At 72.4% G+C, this 15,901-nt stretch carries 13 protein-coding genes and 1 tRNA gene; 11 read left to right on the forward strand and 3 right to left on the reverse strand.

Features of this window, described 5'->3' with window-relative positions:
* Window positions 1-45 precede the first annotated feature (45 nt).
* Both AOM06_RS09155 and AOM06_RS09160 read left to right on the forward strand, forming a co-directional pair.
* On the forward strand, window positions 46-1,299 hold the full coding sequence (locus AOM06_RS09155; protein WP_228372908.1) for an alpha/beta hydrolase: 1,254 nt from the start codon (window positions 46-48) through the stop codon (window positions 1,297-1,299).
* Between the two features lie 132 nt (window positions 1,300-1,431).
* Window positions 1,432-3,597: a leucine-rich repeat protein gene (locus AOM06_RS09160; RefSeq protein ID WP_062304942.1), complete on the forward strand. Its 2,166-nt coding sequence runs from the start codon at window positions 1,432-1,434 to the stop codon at window positions 3,595-3,597.
* 70 nt (window positions 3,598-3,667) lie between these two features.
* On the opposite strand, the gene AOM06_RS09165 is transcribed toward AOM06_RS09160, so the two are convergent.
* A complete protein-coding gene (locus AOM06_RS09165; protein ID WP_062304944.1) occupies window positions 3,668-4,522 on the reverse strand; it encodes an inositol monophosphatase family protein in 855 nt (284 codons plus the stop codon).
* A 167-nt stretch (window positions 4,523-4,689) separates the two neighbouring features.
* Here AOM06_RS09165 and topA point away from each other — a divergent pair, with 167 nt between their 5' ends.
* The 9 genes from topA to AOM06_RS09210 all read left to right on the forward strand — a co-directional run bounded on the left by topA (window position 4,690) and on the right by AOM06_RS09210 (window position 13,669).
* Window positions 4,690-7,347, forward strand: coding sequence for a type I DNA topoisomerase (gene topA, locus AOM06_RS09170; protein ID WP_062304948.1), 2,658 nt, complete (start codon window positions 4,690-4,692; stop codon window positions 7,345-7,347).
* A 6-nt stretch (window positions 7,348-7,353) separates the two neighbouring features.
* The gene (locus tag AOM06_RS09175; protein WP_062304951.1) at window positions 7,354-7,590 is read left to right on the forward strand and encodes a hypothetical protein; all 237 of its coding nucleotides are present in this window, start codon (window positions 7,354-7,356) and stop codon (window positions 7,588-7,590) included.
* A gap of 89 nt (window positions 7,591-7,679) precedes the next feature.
* A complete protein-coding gene (locus AOM06_RS09180) occupies window positions 7,680-8,252 on the forward strand; it encodes an RNA polymerase sigma factor (RefSeq protein ID WP_062304954.1) in 573 nt (190 codons plus the stop codon).
* Window positions 8,249-9,088, forward strand: a complete 840-nt coding sequence (locus AOM06_RS09185) for an ankyrin repeat domain-containing protein (RefSeq protein WP_062304958.1) — start codon at window positions 8,249-8,251, stop codon at window positions 9,086-9,088. Before AOM06_RS09180 ends, AOM06_RS09185 begins: the two co-directional genes overlap by 4 nt.
* Window positions 9,089-9,116: 28 nt before the next feature.
* The gene (locus AOM06_RS09190) at window positions 9,117-10,112 is read left to right on the forward strand and encodes a Gfo/Idh/MocA family protein (RefSeq protein WP_062304961.1); all 996 of its coding nucleotides are present in this window, start codon (window positions 9,117-9,119) and stop codon (window positions 10,110-10,112) included.
* A gap of 68 nt (window positions 10,113-10,180) precedes the next feature.
* Window positions 10,181-10,834, forward strand: a complete 654-nt coding sequence (gene tmk, locus AOM06_RS09195; protein ID WP_228372909.1) for a dTMP kinase — start codon at window positions 10,181-10,183, stop codon at window positions 10,832-10,834.
* Window positions 10,831-11,979, forward strand: coding sequence for a DNA polymerase III subunit delta' (locus tag AOM06_RS09200; protein WP_062304968.1), 1,149 nt, complete (start codon window positions 10,831-10,833; stop codon window positions 11,977-11,979). The genes tmk and AOM06_RS09200 overlap by 4 nt, the downstream gene beginning before the upstream one ends.
* 9 nt (window positions 11,980-11,988) lie before the next feature.
* The gene (locus tag AOM06_RS09205) at window positions 11,989-13,533 is read left to right on the forward strand and encodes an alpha/beta hydrolase (RefSeq protein ID WP_062304972.1); all 1,545 of its coding nucleotides are present in this window, start codon (window positions 11,989-11,991) and stop codon (window positions 13,531-13,533) included.
* Window positions 13,534-13,593: 60 nt separating this feature from the next.
* Window positions 13,594-13,669, forward strand: a tRNA-Thr gene (locus AOM06_RS09210).
* A 175-nt stretch (window positions 13,670-13,844) separates the two neighbouring features.
* Here the strand turns inward: AOM06_RS09210 and AOM06_RS09215 are convergent.
* The gene (locus AOM06_RS09215) at window positions 13,845-15,017 is read right to left on the reverse strand and encodes a 4-hydroxybenzoate 3-monooxygenase (protein WP_062304975.1); all 1,173 of its coding nucleotides are present in this window, start codon (window positions 15,015-15,017) and stop codon (window positions 13,845-13,847) included.
* 107 nt (window positions 15,018-15,124) lie between these two features.
* A complete protein-coding gene (locus AOM06_RS09220; RefSeq protein ID WP_062304979.1) occupies window positions 15,125-15,877 on the reverse strand; it encodes an IclR family transcriptional regulator in 753 nt (250 codons plus the stop codon).
* Between the last annotated feature and the right edge of the window lie 24 nt (window positions 15,878-15,901).

Raw genomic sequence — 15,901 nt, forward strand, 5'->3', positions numbered from 1 at the left:
CCTCACCCTTTACCAGGGCGGAAGCGGGTGGGTACGCTCGGCCCCGTGGTGCACGGGGTGTTCCGGTTCGAGGACTTCGAGCTCGACCCTGCCCGCTTCCAGCTCACGCGCGCCGGGCGGCCGGTCCGGGTCGAGCCGCGCGCGTTCGACCTGTTGCGCCTGCTCGTCGCGCACCACGATCGGGTGGTCACCAAGCAGGAGATCCTCGAGCACGTCTGGGGGACGGAGTACGTCAGCGACGCCGCCCTCACGACCGCGCTGCGCACGGTACGCCGCGCGGTGGGTGACACCGGCGCGGATCAGCGCGTGATCCGCACGGCCCACGGGCGCGGCTACCAGCTCGTGGCGCCCGTCCGGGTCGTCGGTCCGGCCGGTGACGATGCGCGCCACGCCCCGCCCCGCATCGTCGCCTCCCCGGCGATCGCGGACGACGCCCGCCCGAGCGCGGCGGCGCAGGAGATCCGCTACTGCGCCGCGGCGGACGGCGCGCGCATCGCCTATGCGACGGTGGGCGAGGGCCCGGTGCTCATGAAGGCCGCGAACTGGATCACGCATCTCGACCTCGAGTGGGACAGCCCGGTGTGGTCGCACTGGGTCCGCGGGCTCGCGCGCGGTCGCACCCTGGTGCGCTACGACGAGCGCGGCTGCGGCATGTCGGACTGGACCGTGCCCGGGTTCTCGTTCGAGGACTGGGTGACGGACCTCGAGACCGTGGTCGCGGCCGCGGGGCTCGAGCGCTTCCCGCTGCTGGGGGTGTCCCAGGGCGCGGCGGTCGCGATCGACTACGCCGCGCGGCACCCGGAGCAGGTCTCGTCGCTCATCCTCGCCGGCGGCTACGTGCTGGGCCGCATGAAGCGGGCGCGCGACGATGCGGAGCGTGCGGAGGCCGCGCTCGACATCGACCTTGCACGCGTGGGCTGGGGTCGCGAGGACCCGACGTTCATGCGGGTGTTCGCGTCGCAGTTCCTCCCGCGCGGCTCCCAGCAGGAATGGGACGAGTTCACGACCTTCCAGCGGCGCACCACGTCCGACGAGAACGCGGTGCGGTTCCTCGAGGAGTTCGCGCGCATCGACGTCACGGCGCAGGCGGCGCGGGTGCGGTGCCCGACGCTGATCCTGCACTCGCGCGACGACGGCCGCGTGCCGGTCGAGCAGGCGCGAGCGCTCGCCTCCCTGATCCCCCGCTCGCGGCTGGTCCTCCTCGACAGCGCGAGCCACCTCATCGGCGAGGGGGAGCCCGCGTGGGACGATTTCCTCGCGCACATCGACGACTTCCTGTCCGATCCATCCCATTCCTGAGGAGATCTGAGGGAAGTCCTGGGGGACTCCTGCGCGCTGCCCGGACACCGTTGTCCGGAGGCGAAGCCCCTCGTACGGTCGCAGCAACCCCGCGCCATCCGGGGTTCCGCCATCGATCCTGAGGAGTTCCCTGTGTCCCCGAGCACCTTCCCCTTGCGCTACGCCGCGGCCGCGACGCTCGTCGCCGGCCTCATGGTGGTCGCGCCCGTCCTGGGCGGCGCCGCCGCCCTCGCCGAGGAGCCCGATGCTCCCGGCGCGCCGAGCGCCTCGCCGACCGCCGTCGCGAGCGCGCCGTCTGCCGAGCCCGCCGCCGAGCCTGCGGTCGTGCCGTCCGAGGGGGACGTCACGGCCGAGCCTGCCGCCGTCGAGCCTGAGCCGGCCGTCGAGCCTGAGCCCGCCGCTGTCGAGCCCGAGCCCGCCGTCGAGCCCGAGCCGACCCCCGCATCGTCCCCCTCCGAGGACGCCGAGGCTCAGGACTCTCCTGCGGCCGTGCCCGTCGTCGAAGAGGACGCGGCGCCGGTGGCGCTCGCGCTCGAGAAGTTCCCGGCGGAGCCCCCGGCCGAGGAGCTCGAGTCGCCGTTCCTCGGCGCGGACGGCTGCGAGTACGACTTCGTGATCCAGGAGGGATCGCTCAGCATCGCCGACATCTCGGGCTGCACCGACGTGGTGGTGCCCGAGGCGATCGGCGGCTTCCCCGTCGAGCGCGTGGGCGCGTTCTCCACGGAGGTCACGATGTCCGGCGCATCGCAGTTCACGTCGCTCGTGCTGCCGGACTCGCTCTTCGCGGTCGGGCCGGGCGCCTTCAAGAACGCCGATGCGCTGGTGAGCGTCGACTTCGGCGCGGGCGTCCAGCGCATCGAGGGCCGGGCCTTCGCGGACGCCGATGCGCTCACCGCGATCACGCTGCCCGGCTCGGTGAGGTTCGTCGGAGCCCGTGCCTTCGAGGGCTCCGGGTCGGTCGCGAGCCTCGACCTCGGCTCGGTGCAGCAGGTCGAGGGCCTCGCGTTCTCCGGGCTCGGCCAGGTGACCGAGCTCGTGGTGCCCGCGACCGTCACGCGTGCCGCGGACACCGCCTTCGGCAACATGCGAGAGCTGCGGACCCTGCTGGTCGAGGGTGATCCGTCGGCGTTCGTGCGGTTCACGTTCGTCGGGTCCACCTCGCTCCAGGAGGTCGAGTTCCGCAACCGCTCCGCCTCCGCGACCATCGCGGCGAACATGTTCGTGGGCGCGGGCCTGAACGCCATCCCGACCGTGTTCTTCCGCGACGGCGCCTTCGGGAAGAGCTGCGCGCTCGAGGACGGCGAGACCCTCAGGTTCGGCGGGGCGACGATGCTCCCGCAGTGCCTCTTCGATGTCACCTTCGACCTCGACACGGGTCTCCGGAGCGAGCTGAAGCAGTTCAACATCCGTGAGGGCTCCGTGGTCACGGACGTGCCCACGGTGGAGGTCCCCGAGGGCAAGGTCTTCGCGGGCTTCTCGCCGGACGTCGCAGAGCCCGTGGTCGCGGACACGACCTACGTCCCGGTGTTCGTCGACCCTGTCCCGGGCGACTACGTCCCGAGCGAGGACGACCTGATCGACGAGAAGCAGTGCTGCTTCGTCGCTCCCCCGACGGTCCAGGCGGGGCAGGAGCTGACGCTCACGATCGTCCCCGAGGAGTCCGACCCGACCGGCACCCCTGAGCCGAACCCGACCGGCACCCCTGAGCCGGGTCCGACCGGCACGTCCGAGCCGGACCCGATCAAGCAGGCCGTGCCGCCGATCGAGCTCCCGGAGGACCCGGAGGAGGAGGCGCTGCCGGAGGACTTCGACCCGAACGACTTCATCGACGTGTTCCTCTTCTCCGACCCGCTCGAGCTGGTGATCACGGGCTTCACCCAGGACTCGGTGACCGTGCTGGTGCCCGAGACGGTCGAGCCGGGCGAGCACAAGGTCGCGGTCTACTCGGTGTTCGGCGAGCTGTTCGGCTGGCAGCCCATCACCGTGACGGCCGCCCCGGCCCCCGCGGGCGAGGTGCCCGGCGAGGACGCTCCCGAGGCCGACGACCCGGCCGGCGAGGACGACGAGGCCGCGGGCCAGGAGGACGACGACGTCGTGCCGATCGCGCAGGAGGACGGCGGTCAGGTGGCGGGTGCGGTCGACGACGAGCAGGTCGCCGGGGTGACCGGCGCCGTCCTCGCCTCGACGGGCGCCTCCCATGGGCTGCCCGCGCTCGCCGGTGCGCTCGCGCTCATCGTCGCGGGAGGCGTGCTGCTCGCCAGCAGGGCCCGGATCGTGGGGCGGCGGTCGCGGCTGTAGCCCACGGCGCGATCAGATGGCGGTCGCGCGGCTCCGGTGGGGTGGCCACCCCACCGGAGCCAGCCGCGCGTCACAGCCCGAGGTTGCGCGCGAGCACCTCGCGGATCGACTCCCACCGGTCGGTGCGCGCGGCCAGCAGCGGCGCACCCTCCTCGACCGCTGGGACGTACCCGCTGCCGTCGACGCGGCCCACGGTGAACCCGGCCTCCGCGGCGAGCGCCGCGCCCGGCACGTGGTCCCACGGCTTGGCGCGCGTGTAGACCAGGTAGCCCACGTCCTGCAGGACCAGGTCCGCGTAGTCGAAGCCCGCGCACATCCTCAGCTCGTCGTAGCCGCCCAGCTCGTGCTCGGCGGCGAGCAGCCCCTCGCGCATCGAGTCGACCGCGTACCGCACCGACACCGCGCCGCGCGGCTCCTGCATCGTCAAGGAGGCCCGCGCATCGTCCCCGCGGGAGCGTTCGACGCCCGCAACGAGCGAGCGCCCGTCGAGGAACGCCCCGACGCCGCGCAGGCCCTCGAACATGCGGCCCTGCTCGGGGTGGTAGATCCAGCCGCCCACGGGCTCGCCGTCCTCGACCAGGCCGACCATCACCGCGTAGGTGTCCGAGCCGGCCACGAAGTTCGCGGTGCCGTCGACAGGGTCGACCGTCCACACGGTCCCCTCGGTCGCGAGCAGGCGGGTGAGCGAGGGATCGTCGGCGGTGGCCTCCTCGCCCACGACCGGCACGTCGAGGATCTCGCGCAGGAGCGGGGTCAGCGCCCGCTCCGCGGCCTCGTCCGCCTCGGTCACGTAGTCGCCCGGGCCCTTGAGACGGATGTCGCCCTCGGCCAGGGCGCGGAAGCGCGGACGGATCTCGGCGTCGGCGACGCGGCGCATGGCCGCGCCCACCGCCGCGCGCTGTGCGGCGTCGAGCAGGGGTTCCATGCGTCCATCGAACCACGGCGGTGCCTGGGCGGACGATGCGCCGCGGCCCGGTCACGCATCGTTCACCTCTCCCCAGGTCCCGGTGGCGTCGTCGCACCCCGTATGTATATTGAGTGCGTCTCAGGCAGGTGAAGCCGCCGGGGCGCACATCCCAGAGAGAAGGTTCCATGGCCCGCAAGCTCGTCATCGTCGAGTCGCCCACCAAGTCGCGCACCATCGGCGGCTTCCTCGGCGCCGACTACGACGTGGTGTCGTCGGTGGGCCACATCCGCGACCTCGCCGAGCGCTCGGAGCTGCCGGCCGAGCTGAAGAAGTCGGACATCGGCAAGTTCGCCATCGACATCGACGCGGGCTTCCAGCCGTACTACGTGGTCAACGCGGACAAGAAGAAGATCGTCGCGGACATCAAGAAGCGCCTCAAGGAGGCCGACGAGCTCTACCTCGCGACTGATGAGGACCGCGAGGGAGAGGCGATCGCCTGGCACCTTCTCGACGTGCTCAAGCCCAAGGTGCCGGTCAAGCGCCTCGCGTTCCACGAGATCACGCGGGAGGGCATCAGCCGGGCGCTCGAGCAGCCGCGCGAGGTCGACATGGAGCTCGTCGAGGCGCAGGAGGCGCGCCGCCTGCTCGACCGTCTCTACGGCTACGAGGTCTCGCCTGTCCTGTGGCGCAAGATCCAGTCGGGGCTGTCCGCCGGCCGCGTGCAGTCGGTGACGCTCCGCCTGGTGGTGGACCGCGAGCGGGAGCGCATGGCGTTCCAGTCCGCCGAGTACTGGGACCTCAAGGGCACCTTCACCGCGACCGAGGGCAAGGACGCCGGGCGCAGCTTCGACGCCAAGCTCACCTCGGTGGACGGCAAGCGCGTCGCGACGGGCAAGGACTTCGACGACCGCGGCGTGCTCAAGAACGACAAGGTGGTCCACGTCCACGCGGCGCTCGCGGGAGCGCTGGCGGCGGGCCTCGCGGACTCGACCTTCACGGTCAACGGCGTCGACTCGCGGCCGTACAAGCGCCGCCCGGCCGCGCCCTTCATCACGTCGACGCTCATCCAGGAGTCGAGCCGCAAGCTCCGGCTGGGTGCGCGCCAGGCGATGGGTGTGGCGCAGGCGCTGTACCAGAAGGGCTACATCACCTATATGCGTTCCGACTCGCCGGTGCTCTCCGGCGAGGCCGTGCGCGCCGCCCGCAAGCAGGCGACGGCGCTCTACGGCGCGGACGCCGTCGCGGCGAGCCCGCGCATCTACGCCTCCGGCGACTCGAACGCGCAGGAGGCGCACGAGGCGATCCGTCCCGCGGGCGACACGTTCCGCACGCCCGACTCGCTCCGCACCGAGCTCACGGGCGACGAGTTCCGCATGTACGAGATGATCTGGAAGCGCACCCTCGCCTCCCAGATGGCCGATGCCGTGGGCACCACGTCCACCGTGCGCATCGGCGCGACCACGGCCGCGCACCACGCGGTCGAGTTCTCCGCCTCCGGCACCATCCTCACGAGCCCCGGCTTCATGGCGCTGTACGAGGAGTCCCGCGACAAGGCGCGGTACGAGGAGGACGAGCAGAAGGTCGAGAAGGAGTCGCGCCTGCCGGTGCTGGCCGAGGGCCAGAAGGTGGACGCGGACGGCATCGAGCCGCTCACGCACGCGACCACCCCGCCGCCGCGCTACACGCAGGGCTCCATGATCAAGGAGCTCGAGGACCGCAAGCTGGGCCGCCCGTCGACGTACGCCGCGATGGTCGACGTCATCATCGACAAGGGCTACGTCAACGTCGAGAAGCAGGCGCTGGTGCCCACGTGGCTCGCGTTCGCGATGATCCGCCTGCTCGAGGACCACTTCGCGTGGCTCATCGACTACGCGTTCACGGCGGACATGGAGGAGGACCTCGACAAGATCGCGTCCGGCCACATGTCTCGCGTGGACTGGCTCAGCGAGTTCTACTTCGGCTCGGGAGCCTCGGACGACGAGGGCCGGGCGCAGGGGCTCAAGCGACTCGTGGAGGACCTCGGCGAGATCGACGCGCGCGCCAACTCGACGTTCGAGATCGGTGACGGCATCGCGCTCCGCGTCGGCAAGTACGGCCCCTACCTGGAGCGTGAGGTCGACGGAGAGAAGCAGACCGCCTCGGTTCCCGACGAGCTCGCGCCCGACGAGCTCACCGTCGCGAAGGCCGAGGAGCTGCTCGCGAACCAGGGTGGCGACGAGCGCGTGCTGGGCCAGCACCCCGAGTCGGGCCTCGACATCGTCGCGAAGGCCGGCCGCTTCGGCCCGTACGTCACCGAGGTGCTGCCCGAGGACGCCAAGGGTCGCCCGAAGACCGCGAGCCTGTTCAAGTCGATGGACCTCGAGACCGTCTCGCTCGAGGACGCGCTGCGCCTCATGAGCCTCCCGCGCGTCGTGGGCGTCGACCCCGCGACGAACGAGGAGATCACGGCGCAGAACGGCCGCTTCGGCCCGTACCTCAAGAAGGGCACCGACTCGCGCACCATCGAGTCCGAGCAGCAGCTGCTCGACATCACGCTCGAGGAGGCGCTCGCGATCTACGCGCAGCCCAAGCGCGGGCGCGGCCGGGCCGCGACGCCGCCGCTCAAGGAGTTCGGCGACGACCCGACCTCGGGCAAGCCGATCGTCGCGAAGTCGGGCCGGTTCGGCGACTACATCACCGACGGCGAGACCAACGTGACCATCCCCAAGGCCGAGTCCGTGGAGTCGCTCACGCCCGAGCGCGCCATCGAGCTCATCGCGGAGAAGCGCGCGAAGGGCCCGGCCAAGAAGCCGGCCCGCCGCACCGCCGCGAAGAAGCCCACCACCCGCGCGAAGAAGAAGTGAGGCGCCGTGCCTGACCAGAAGCAGCCCGGCCCCCCGCCCGAGCCTGCACGATCGACCGGCTTCACCTTCCTGGGCTATCTCGGTCTGATCCTGGGTCTCGGTGCTGTCGCGCTGACGGTCGACTCCGGCTCCGTCGAGGTGCTGGGCTTCTCGTTCGACTGGCCCGTCATGCTGATCGCGGCGGTGGCGTTCGTCGGCGGGCTGCTCGCCGCCCGCTTCGGTCCGCGCAAGGGCGACCTCTAGCACCAGGCCTTCTCGACGCCCTCCGCCCGGAGGCGTAGGTTCGAGTCAACCCGGCACGCCTCCCCGGCGTTCATGTGTCGGGAGGGGCCATGGACGATCTCGAGCACGTCGTCGGCGCGCTGTACGCGTCGGCGTTGCCGCGCCTGTGCGCGTACGGCTACCTCCTCACGGGATCGCAGTCCGACGCCGAGGAGCTGGTGCAGGCGGCCATCGTCAAGGTCTTCACGCGCCGTCGCCGGTTGGACGGCGCGCGTGCCGCCGAGGCCTACGTCCGTGCCGCGATGCGGACCCTCCGCATCGACGAGGCTCGGCGCGCGAGCCGGTGGCGGCGAGTCATGCCCGGCCAGGCGATCGCGACGGCGGCGGCGGACCACAGCGAGACGCTCGCTCAGGAGGACGAGGTCTCGCGGGCCCTGCTGTCGTTGCCGCCACGCGCGAGGGTCGCCGTCGCGCTGCGCCATTACGACGACCTCAGCATCGAGGACGTGGCCGCGGCCATGGGTGTGACCGAGGGGACGGTGAAGTCGCTGCTGCATCGGGCGCGTGAGGTGCTCGGACCCTGGCTCGACGCGCGCGACGGGGACGGCGACGGCGAGACGGTCGAGGTGGCGGGCGAGCATCCGCACGCGCGCCTTCATGCAGGACGGGGGCGGTCGCGATGAGCGGGGACCTTCTCGAGGCCGCGGAACGGCACGGCGCCGAGTCCGCGACCATGCTCGCGGCGGTGGGCGCGGGTGCGGTGGTCGACAGGATCCGTGCGCGGCGTCGGCGCCGACGGGTCGTCTCGACGGTGCTGCTCGCCCTCGCGGTCCCGGTGGCGGTGGTCGCGGGCGAGGCGTGGGTCGGGGACGGCCCCGATGCGGTGGATCCCGCGTCCCCGGCGACGGTGGACATCAGGCTCGACGCCCCGCTGGCCCCCCAGGTGCGTGACGCGATCGAGCGGGGCGACCACGCCGCCATGCGCGCGCTGTTCGCCGCGGGGGCGGACCCGGGCGCCACGGTGGGGTGGGACCCGTACCACTACGTGGAGCAGGCAGCGTCGAGGTGCGACCTGGAGGCGGTGGCGATCCTGGAGGACGTGGGGGCGCCGCGGGTCTCGCCCGACGATCCCGAGGTGGACCTCGCCGTCACGCATGCGGTGAGGTCCTGCGAGCCGGACGTGGTCCTGGCGCTCCTCGACTCCTCCCCGGTGGGCCTCACGCGCGACACGCAGATGTCGCTGGTCGCGCGCCAGGGGACCCGTGGCACGCTCCTCGCGCTCGTGGCGCGCGGCTACCCGATGCAGATCGACGGCGAGTGGAGCGCCCTTCTCGACGCGGCGCGCAGCGGCCGCACCTCGCTGGTCGCGACCCTGCTCGACGCGGGTGCCGACCCGACCGCCGTGGTCGACGGCGTGCGCATCGACCGCTGGATCGCCACGGCGCGCTTCCCGGAGGAGATCAAGGCGCTCGTCGCGGAGGCGTCCGAGCGGTGGGCGCAGGTGCCGGAGTGGCCCTGAGCACGCCGCCCGTGACTAGGCTGGCGGCATGAGTGCACCGCTGCCCATGTCCGCGCCTGCCGTCCGCTGGGGGATCCTCGGCGCCGGAGGCATCGCCCACAAGCTCGCCGACGCGGTCAACCGCTACACGGCCTCGCAGGTGATCGCCGTCGGCTCGCGCAGCCTCGAGCGCTCGCAGGCCTTCGCGGACGAGATGGGCGTGCCGACCGCATACGGCTCCTACGAGGAGCTTCTCGCCGATCCGGACGTCGACGTGGTCTACGTCGCGACCCCGCACAGCCACCACCACGAGCACGCGCTCATGGCGATCGAGGCCGGGAAGCACGTGCTGTGCGAGAAGGCGTTCACGCAGAACGCCGCGCAGGCGCGCGAGGTGGTCGCGGCGGCGCGCGCCAAGGGCGTGTTCCTCATGGAGGCCATGTGGACGCGCCACCTCCCGCACGTCCACGCCCTGCGCGAGCTCATCGTGCGCGGGGAGATCGGCGACCTGGTCTCGGTGCAGGCCGACCACGGGCAGGCGCTCACGCACGTCGAGCGCATGTGGAACCCCGAGCTCGCGGGCGGCGCCCTGCTCGACCTCGGCGTGTACCCGATCGCCTTCGCGCACGACCTGCTGGGCGTCCCGGAGCGCATCACCGCGAGCGGCCGCCTCAGGGAGACGGGCGTCGACGGCCAGGTGTCCGTGGTGTTCGACTACCCCGGCGCCCAGGCGATCCTCACCACCACCATGGAGGTGCGCACGCCGAACGTCGCGCTGATCGGCGGCACCGAGGGCTACGTCGAGGTGCACGACACGTTCTACACGCCCACGTCCTTCACGGTCACCAAGGCGGACGGGACCACGTCCTTCTTCGATGGCGACGTTCCCAACGGCTTCCAGTACGAGGCCGCCGAGGTCGCGCGCTGCATCGTCGCCGGGGACACCGAGAGCGCGCTGCTCACGCTCGACCATTCGATCGAGGTCATGGAGATCATGGACGAGGTCCGCGCGCAGATCGGGCTCGTGTACCCCAACGAGCAGTAGGACGATGCGCGGGCCGGCCGTGCACGGCGCGCACCGGGGCGTCGCACCCCACCGGTAGATTCATGCCCATGGTGTCTTCGGGGTTCTGGGTGGTGTTCGAGGGCGCCGACGGCGTGGGCAAGACCACGCAGGTCGAGCTGCTCGCGGCGCACCTGCGGTCCAGCGCGGGCGGCGCGCGCGAGGTGCTCACCACGCGCGAGCCCGGCGGCACGCCGCTGGGGGTCGAGCTGCGCCAGGCGATCATGCACGGCGATCATGTCGCGCCCCGCGCGGAGGCGCTGCTCTACGCGGCCGACCGCGCGCACCACATCGCCACCAAGGTCCGCCCAGCCCTCGAGGCCGGCACCGTGGTGCTGCAGGACCGCTACCTCGACTCGTCGGTGGTCTACCAGGGAGGGGCTCGCGGCCTGGGCGACGAGGTCGAGCGGATCTCGCTGTGGGCCACGGAGGGCATGCTGCCCGACCTCACCGTGGTCCTCGACATGGCGCCCGACCCCGCGCGGATGAGCCGCGACCTCGACCGGGTCGAGCGCGAGACCATCGCGAAGTCGGAGCAGATGCGCCAGGGCTTCCTCGCGCGGGCGGCGCTCGACCCCGCGCGCTACGCGGTCGTCGATGCGGCCCGCGTCGTCGAGGCCGTGCATGCGGCCGTGGTGGAGGCGGTCACCCGCGCGATGGGCCGTCCGGACGCGCTGCCGCTCGAGCCTTGGGGTACCCCATGAGCGTCTGGAACGAGGTCGTGGGCCAGGAGCGCCCCATCGGCCCGCTGCGCGCAGCGATCGACGATCCAGGCTCGATGACGCACGCCTGGCTCATCACGGGGCCGCCGGGCTCTGGCCGCTCGTACGCCGCCCGGGCGTTCGCGGCCGCGCTCCAGTGCGAACGCGGCGGCTGCGGCGAGTGCCGCGAGTGCTCGACCGCGATCGCGGGGACGCATGCCGACGTCACCCTGGTCGCCACGGAGAAGGTCACCATCGCGATCAGCGAGGTGCGCGACCTGGTCTCCCTCGCGGCCACGGCGCCCAGCAGGGGCCGCTGGCGCGTGATCGTCGTGGAGGACGCGGACCGCATGGCCGAGCGCACCTCGAACGTCCTGCTCAAGTCCATCGAGGAGCCGCCGCCGCGCACCGTGTGGGTGCTGTGCGCGCCGAGCCCGCAGGACGTCGCGGTGACCATCCGCAGCCGCTGCCGCGTGGTGGGGCTGCGCACGCCGGCGCCCGAGGCCGTGGCGCAGCTGCTCGCCGCGCGCGACGGCACCGACCCCGCGCTCGCGCTCGAGTGCGCGCTCGCGGCGCAGAGCCACATCGGCGTCGCCCGCCGCCTCGCGCGCGATCCGGCCGCCCGCGCCCGGCGCGACCAGGTGCTCGCGCTCGCGACCGACATCCGCGGCGTGGGCGACGCCGTCTTCGCCGCCGCGGACCTGGTCGAGGTGGCGGAGTCGGACGCGAAGGCGGCGACGGAGGAGCGCGACGCGGAGGAGCGGGCGCAGCTCATGACCACGCTCGGCGTCGAGGACGGCACGCGCATCCCGCCCGCGCTGCGCGCGCAGCTGCGACAGCTCGAGGAGGACCAGAAGCGTCGCGCCACGCGCCACAAGCGGGACGTGCTTGACCGCGCGATCACGGACCTCATGTCGCTGTACCGCGATGTCGCGATCATCCAGACCGGCGCGACGGTGCGGCTGGTGAACCTCGCCCACGAGGGCCACATCCGTGACCTGGCCGAGCGCACCGCGCTCGCGGACACCATGCGCTGCCTCGACGCGCTCGGCACGGCGCGCGACCGCCTCGCGGGCAACGTCGCGCCCCTGCTCGCGCTCGAGGCGATGGCGCTCGACCTGCGCCCGCGCACCCAGGCGCGTCGCTAGGGTGGCCGCATGAGACGCCGCCTCGCCTCGATCGCCGCCCTGCTCGCCGCATCGTCCCTCCTGGCGGCGTGCACGCCGGACAGGACGCAGGTCGAGCCCTCGGACCCCTCGGTCGGGTCCATCGAGGACCAGGGCCAGATCGTCGCTCCCGACCAGGCTGCGGTGTACCAGCAGGAGGCCTCGTGGAGCCGCTGCGGCGAGCTCGAGTGCGCGACCATCCAGGTGCCGGTCGACTGGAGCGACCCCAACGGCTCGACCACGGACCTGGTCATCAACAGGCACACCGCGACGGACCCCGGCGCGCGGCTCGGCAGCCTGCTCATCAACCCCGGTGGACCGGGCGGGAGCGGACTGGACCTCACCGAGTCGTTCGTCGCGATGGCGGGAGAGGACGTCCTGGCGTCGTACGACATCATCGGCTTCGATCCGCGCGGGGTGGGTGAGTCCTCGCCGCTCGCATGCGGCGACGCCGCGGAGATCGACGAGTACTACCTCACCGATCAGATCCTCGACACCGAGCAGGCGATCGAGGACTCTCGCGCGGCGACCACGGCCTTCGCCGAGCGCTGCCGCGAGCTCAGCGGGCCGCTGCTCGAGAACGTCGACACCTCCTCGGCGGCTCGCGACATGGACGTGATCCGCGCGGTCGTGGGAGACGAGCAGCTGCACTACCTCGGCTACTCGTACGGCACCCAGCTGGGCGCGACCTATGCCGAGCTGTTCCCCGAGAACGTGGGCCGCATGGTCCTCGACGGCGCCGTGGACTTCACGCTGCCGGTCGAGGAGCAGGCGAAAGGCCAGGCCGCGGGCTTCGAGGGCGCGCTCATGAACTTCATCGACTGGTGCCTCGCCGAGCAGGAGGCCTGCCCGCTCGATCGGGACCGCGAGGCCGCCCGCCAGCAGGTGCAGGACATCGCGCTGCAGGCGCGCGACGAGGGCTACCGGACCCCGGACGGCGACGTGGTCAACGGGAACCTCATGGTCTACGGCATGGTCGTCACGATGTACGACGAGGCCTCGTGGGTCTACCTCGAGGCGGGGCTGAGCGAGGTGCTCGACCGCGGCACCGCCGACATCTTCAACCAGCTCGCGGGCTTCTACCTCGACAAGGACCCGACCACCGGGGAGTACCTGTCGAACAGCCAGTGGGCCTTCACCTCCATCGGCTGCCTCGACGGCGGTGAGACGGAGTCGTACACGGTGGACTCGCTCGCGGCCTTCGTGGAGTCGATCGAGGAGGCGTCGCCGACGTTCGGCTGGTGGTTCGGCTCGTCGCTCGGCTGCGACGGCTGGCCGTGGACGGCGAAGGAGCCCGTGACGGCGCTCGAGGCGGCGGACGCGGCCGCGCCCGTCCTGGTGATCGGCACCACGCATGACCCGGCGACCCCGTACGCGTGGGCCGAGTCGCTGAGCGAGCAGCTCGCGAGCTCCACTCTGCTCACCTACGAGGGCGAGGGCCACACCGCCTACGGGCGCTCGAACCAGTGCATCCTCGACGCCGTCGACGGCTATCTGGTGGACGGCGAGATGCCGGTTTCAGGAATGCGCTGCTGAGGCGCTATCATTTCTACCCGTGCCCCTCGGGGCGCACCCGGTGTCCCGCGAGGGGCACTCGCCGCCTTAGCTCAGTCGGCAGAGCGATTCACTCGTAATGAATAGGTCGTGGGTTCGATTCCCACAGGCGGCTCCATCAGGAAGGCCCCGGTCCGTGAGGATCGGGGCCTTCTGCGTTCCCGCCCTGGCGGCGTTCCGCTCCCCCTGGCGGCGTTCCGCTCCCCCCTGGCGGGACATGGGTGCCGGATATCGCGCAGATCCGACACCCACGTCCCGCCAGCGCAACGCGTCCGGGATCCGCGGGGCGCCGCTCACCCGAGCGGCCACCCCGTGTAGCCCTCGGCGAGGTAGGTGCGCCCGGCCTCCGACCCCACCACGGTCCGCAGCTCGCCCAGCTGCCGGTGCCGGTCGAAGTCGGTGGCGTCCGGCGCGACGTGGAGCATGCTCGTCATCCACCACGAGAAGTGCTGCGCCTTCCAGATGCGGTCGAGCGCAGCCTCGGCCCAACCGTCGAGGGGTCGCTCGTCCGAGCGCAGCAGCAACCCCTCGAGCGCGCGGGACAGCAGGAACACGTCCGCGACGGCCAGGTTCATGCCCTTCGCGCCGGTCGGCGGCACGGTGTGCGCGGCATCGCCGACGATCGCGAGCCGCCCCGCCCGCAACGTGCGCGCGACGAAGGACCGGAACCGCAGCACATCGCGCTGGAAGATGGGCCCCTCGATGAGGGCGTGCCCCGGCACGCGTGCCTGGAGCGCATCCCAGATCTGGGCGTCGCTCATCGCGTCCGCATCGGCGTCCGGGGCGCATTGGAAGTACATGCGCTGCACCGTGGGCGAGCGCTGGCTGATGAGCGCGAAGCCGTCGGGCGAGTTCGAGTAGATGAGCTCGTCGGCGCTCGGCGGTGCCTCGCACAGGATGCCGAACCACCCGAACGGGTACTCGCGGAAGTAGCCGTCGTGCGATCCGCTGATCGCGCGCCGGACCACCGAGTGGGACCCATCGGCGCCCACGACGAAGTCCGCCGCGATCTCGAGCCCGGTCCCCGCATCGTCCACGGCGACCACGCGCGGGAGCGTCCCGGAGGCATCCTCGACCGTCGTGGCCGTCACCCCGAACCGGATGTCCTGCCCGGCGCCGATGCGCGCGGCGAGCAGGTCGCGCAGCGCCTCGTGCTGGGGGAACAGCCAGACCGACCGCCCGGCGAGGCCGGCGAAGTCGATGCGATGCCCGGCCCCGTCGAAGCGCAGCTCGATGCCGTCGTGGCGGAGGCCGACGGTGTGCGCACGCGACCCCTCGATCGAGGCGAGCAGGTCGATCGTGCCCTGCTCGAGGATGCCTGCACGGATGGTCGACTCGATCTCCTCGCGTGACCGTCGGTCGATGATGATGGACGCGATCCCCGCCTCGGCGAGCAGGTGCGAGAGCACCAGGCCGGCGGGCCCCGCTCCGACGATCGCGACCTGGGTGCGGACGGCTGCGGTCATGATGCCTCCTTCGACGCGGTGTCCGCGTTGACACCGGTGCGTCGCCAGTGTGACGCGCATCCGTCGAGCACGGGCCGAGACTCCCGTTCAATGGGATTGAATAGGCGTCAGGCGGGCGATCGGAGCGCGCGCTCGACCTCGTGCGCGGCGCGGTGCAGCTCCTCGAGCGCGAGGGCGGGGGCCGTATCGCGCGGAAGCACCACCGAGAGCGCGGCCGTCGCGCGCCCGGCGTGGTCGCGCACCGGGACGGCGACCCCGGTCGAGACCTCCTCGATGTATCCCGGCGCGATCGCGTGGCCGAGCCTGCGCACCTCGGCGAGCTTGCGGCGCACCGCGGCGGGGTCCGTGGGGGTCGATGCGCTCACGCGGCGCAGCGGCCGCGCGAGCACCCGCTCCTGGAGCGCGGGCTCGCCGAAGGCGAGGAGCGCCAGCCCCGAGGACGATGCGTGGAGGGGCAGGCGCCCGGCGATCCGCGTGATGTTCGCGCCGGCGTCGGGATCGGAGAGACGTTCGAGGAACAGCGCCTCGTCCTGCTCGAGGATCGCGAGCTGCGTGTGCTCCCGCACGCGCGCCTGCACGCGCTCCATCGCCGGCAGTGCGGCCTGCCGCACGCGCAGCGCGAGCGACGATCGCGTCGCGAGCTCCCACAGTCGCAGCCCCACGCTGATGCGCCCCTCGAGGTCGCGGTCGAGCAGCCCCGCGTCCACCAGATCGCCGACGATCCGGTGCGCGGTCGACGGCGGCAGGCCCGCGCGCCGACCGATCTCCGCGGCGGTCTGCACGGTCCGCGTCGGCGTGAACGTCTCGAGCACGCGGACGAGGCGGTCCGTCACCGAGTCGCCCGAGGAGGAGTTCGCCACGCCTCGCAGGATGCCACAGCCGCC

This window comes from Demequina subtropica (genome assembly GCF_000971235.1).
GTDB classification, from domain to species: Bacteria; Actinomycetota; Actinomycetes; order Actinomycetales; family Demequinaceae; genus Demequina; species Demequina subtropica.

Bases quoted from the DNA above. Each gene is read 5' to 3' on its own strand.
- AOM06_RS09200 (WP_062304968.1), top strand. From the start codon at position 10,831: ATGAGCGTCTGGAACGAGGTCGTGGGCCAGGAGCGCCCCATCGGCCCG.
- AOM06_RS09165 (WP_062304944.1), bottom strand. From the start codon at position 4,522: ATGGAACCCCTGCTCGACGCCGCACAGCGCGCGGCGGTGGGCGCGGCC.
- AOM06_RS09190 (WP_062304961.1), top strand. From the start codon at position 9,117: ATGAGTGCACCGCTGCCCATGTCCGCGCCTGCCGTCCGCTGGGGGATC.
- tmk (WP_228372909.1), top strand. From the start codon at position 10,181: ATGGTGTCTTCGGGGTTCTGGGTGGTGTTCGAGGGCGCCGACGGCGTG.
- topA (WP_062304948.1), top strand. From the start codon at position 4,690: ATGGCCCGCAAGCTCGTCATCGTCGAGTCGCCCACCAAGTCGCGCACC.
- AOM06_RS09205 (WP_062304972.1), top strand. From the start codon at position 11,989: ATGAGACGCCGCCTCGCCTCGATCGCCGCCCTGCTCGCCGCATCGTCC.
- AOM06_RS09215 (WP_062304975.1), bottom strand. From the start codon at position 15,017: ATGACCGCAGCCGTCCGCACCCAGGTCGCGATCGTCGGAGCGGGGCCC.
- AOM06_RS09185 (WP_062304958.1), top strand. From the start codon at position 8,249: ATGAGCGGGGACCTTCTCGAGGCCGCGGAACGGCACGGCGCCGAGTCC.
- AOM06_RS09180 (WP_062304954.1), top strand. From the start codon at position 7,680: ATGGACGATCTCGAGCACGTCGTCGGCGCGCTGTACGCGTCGGCGTTG.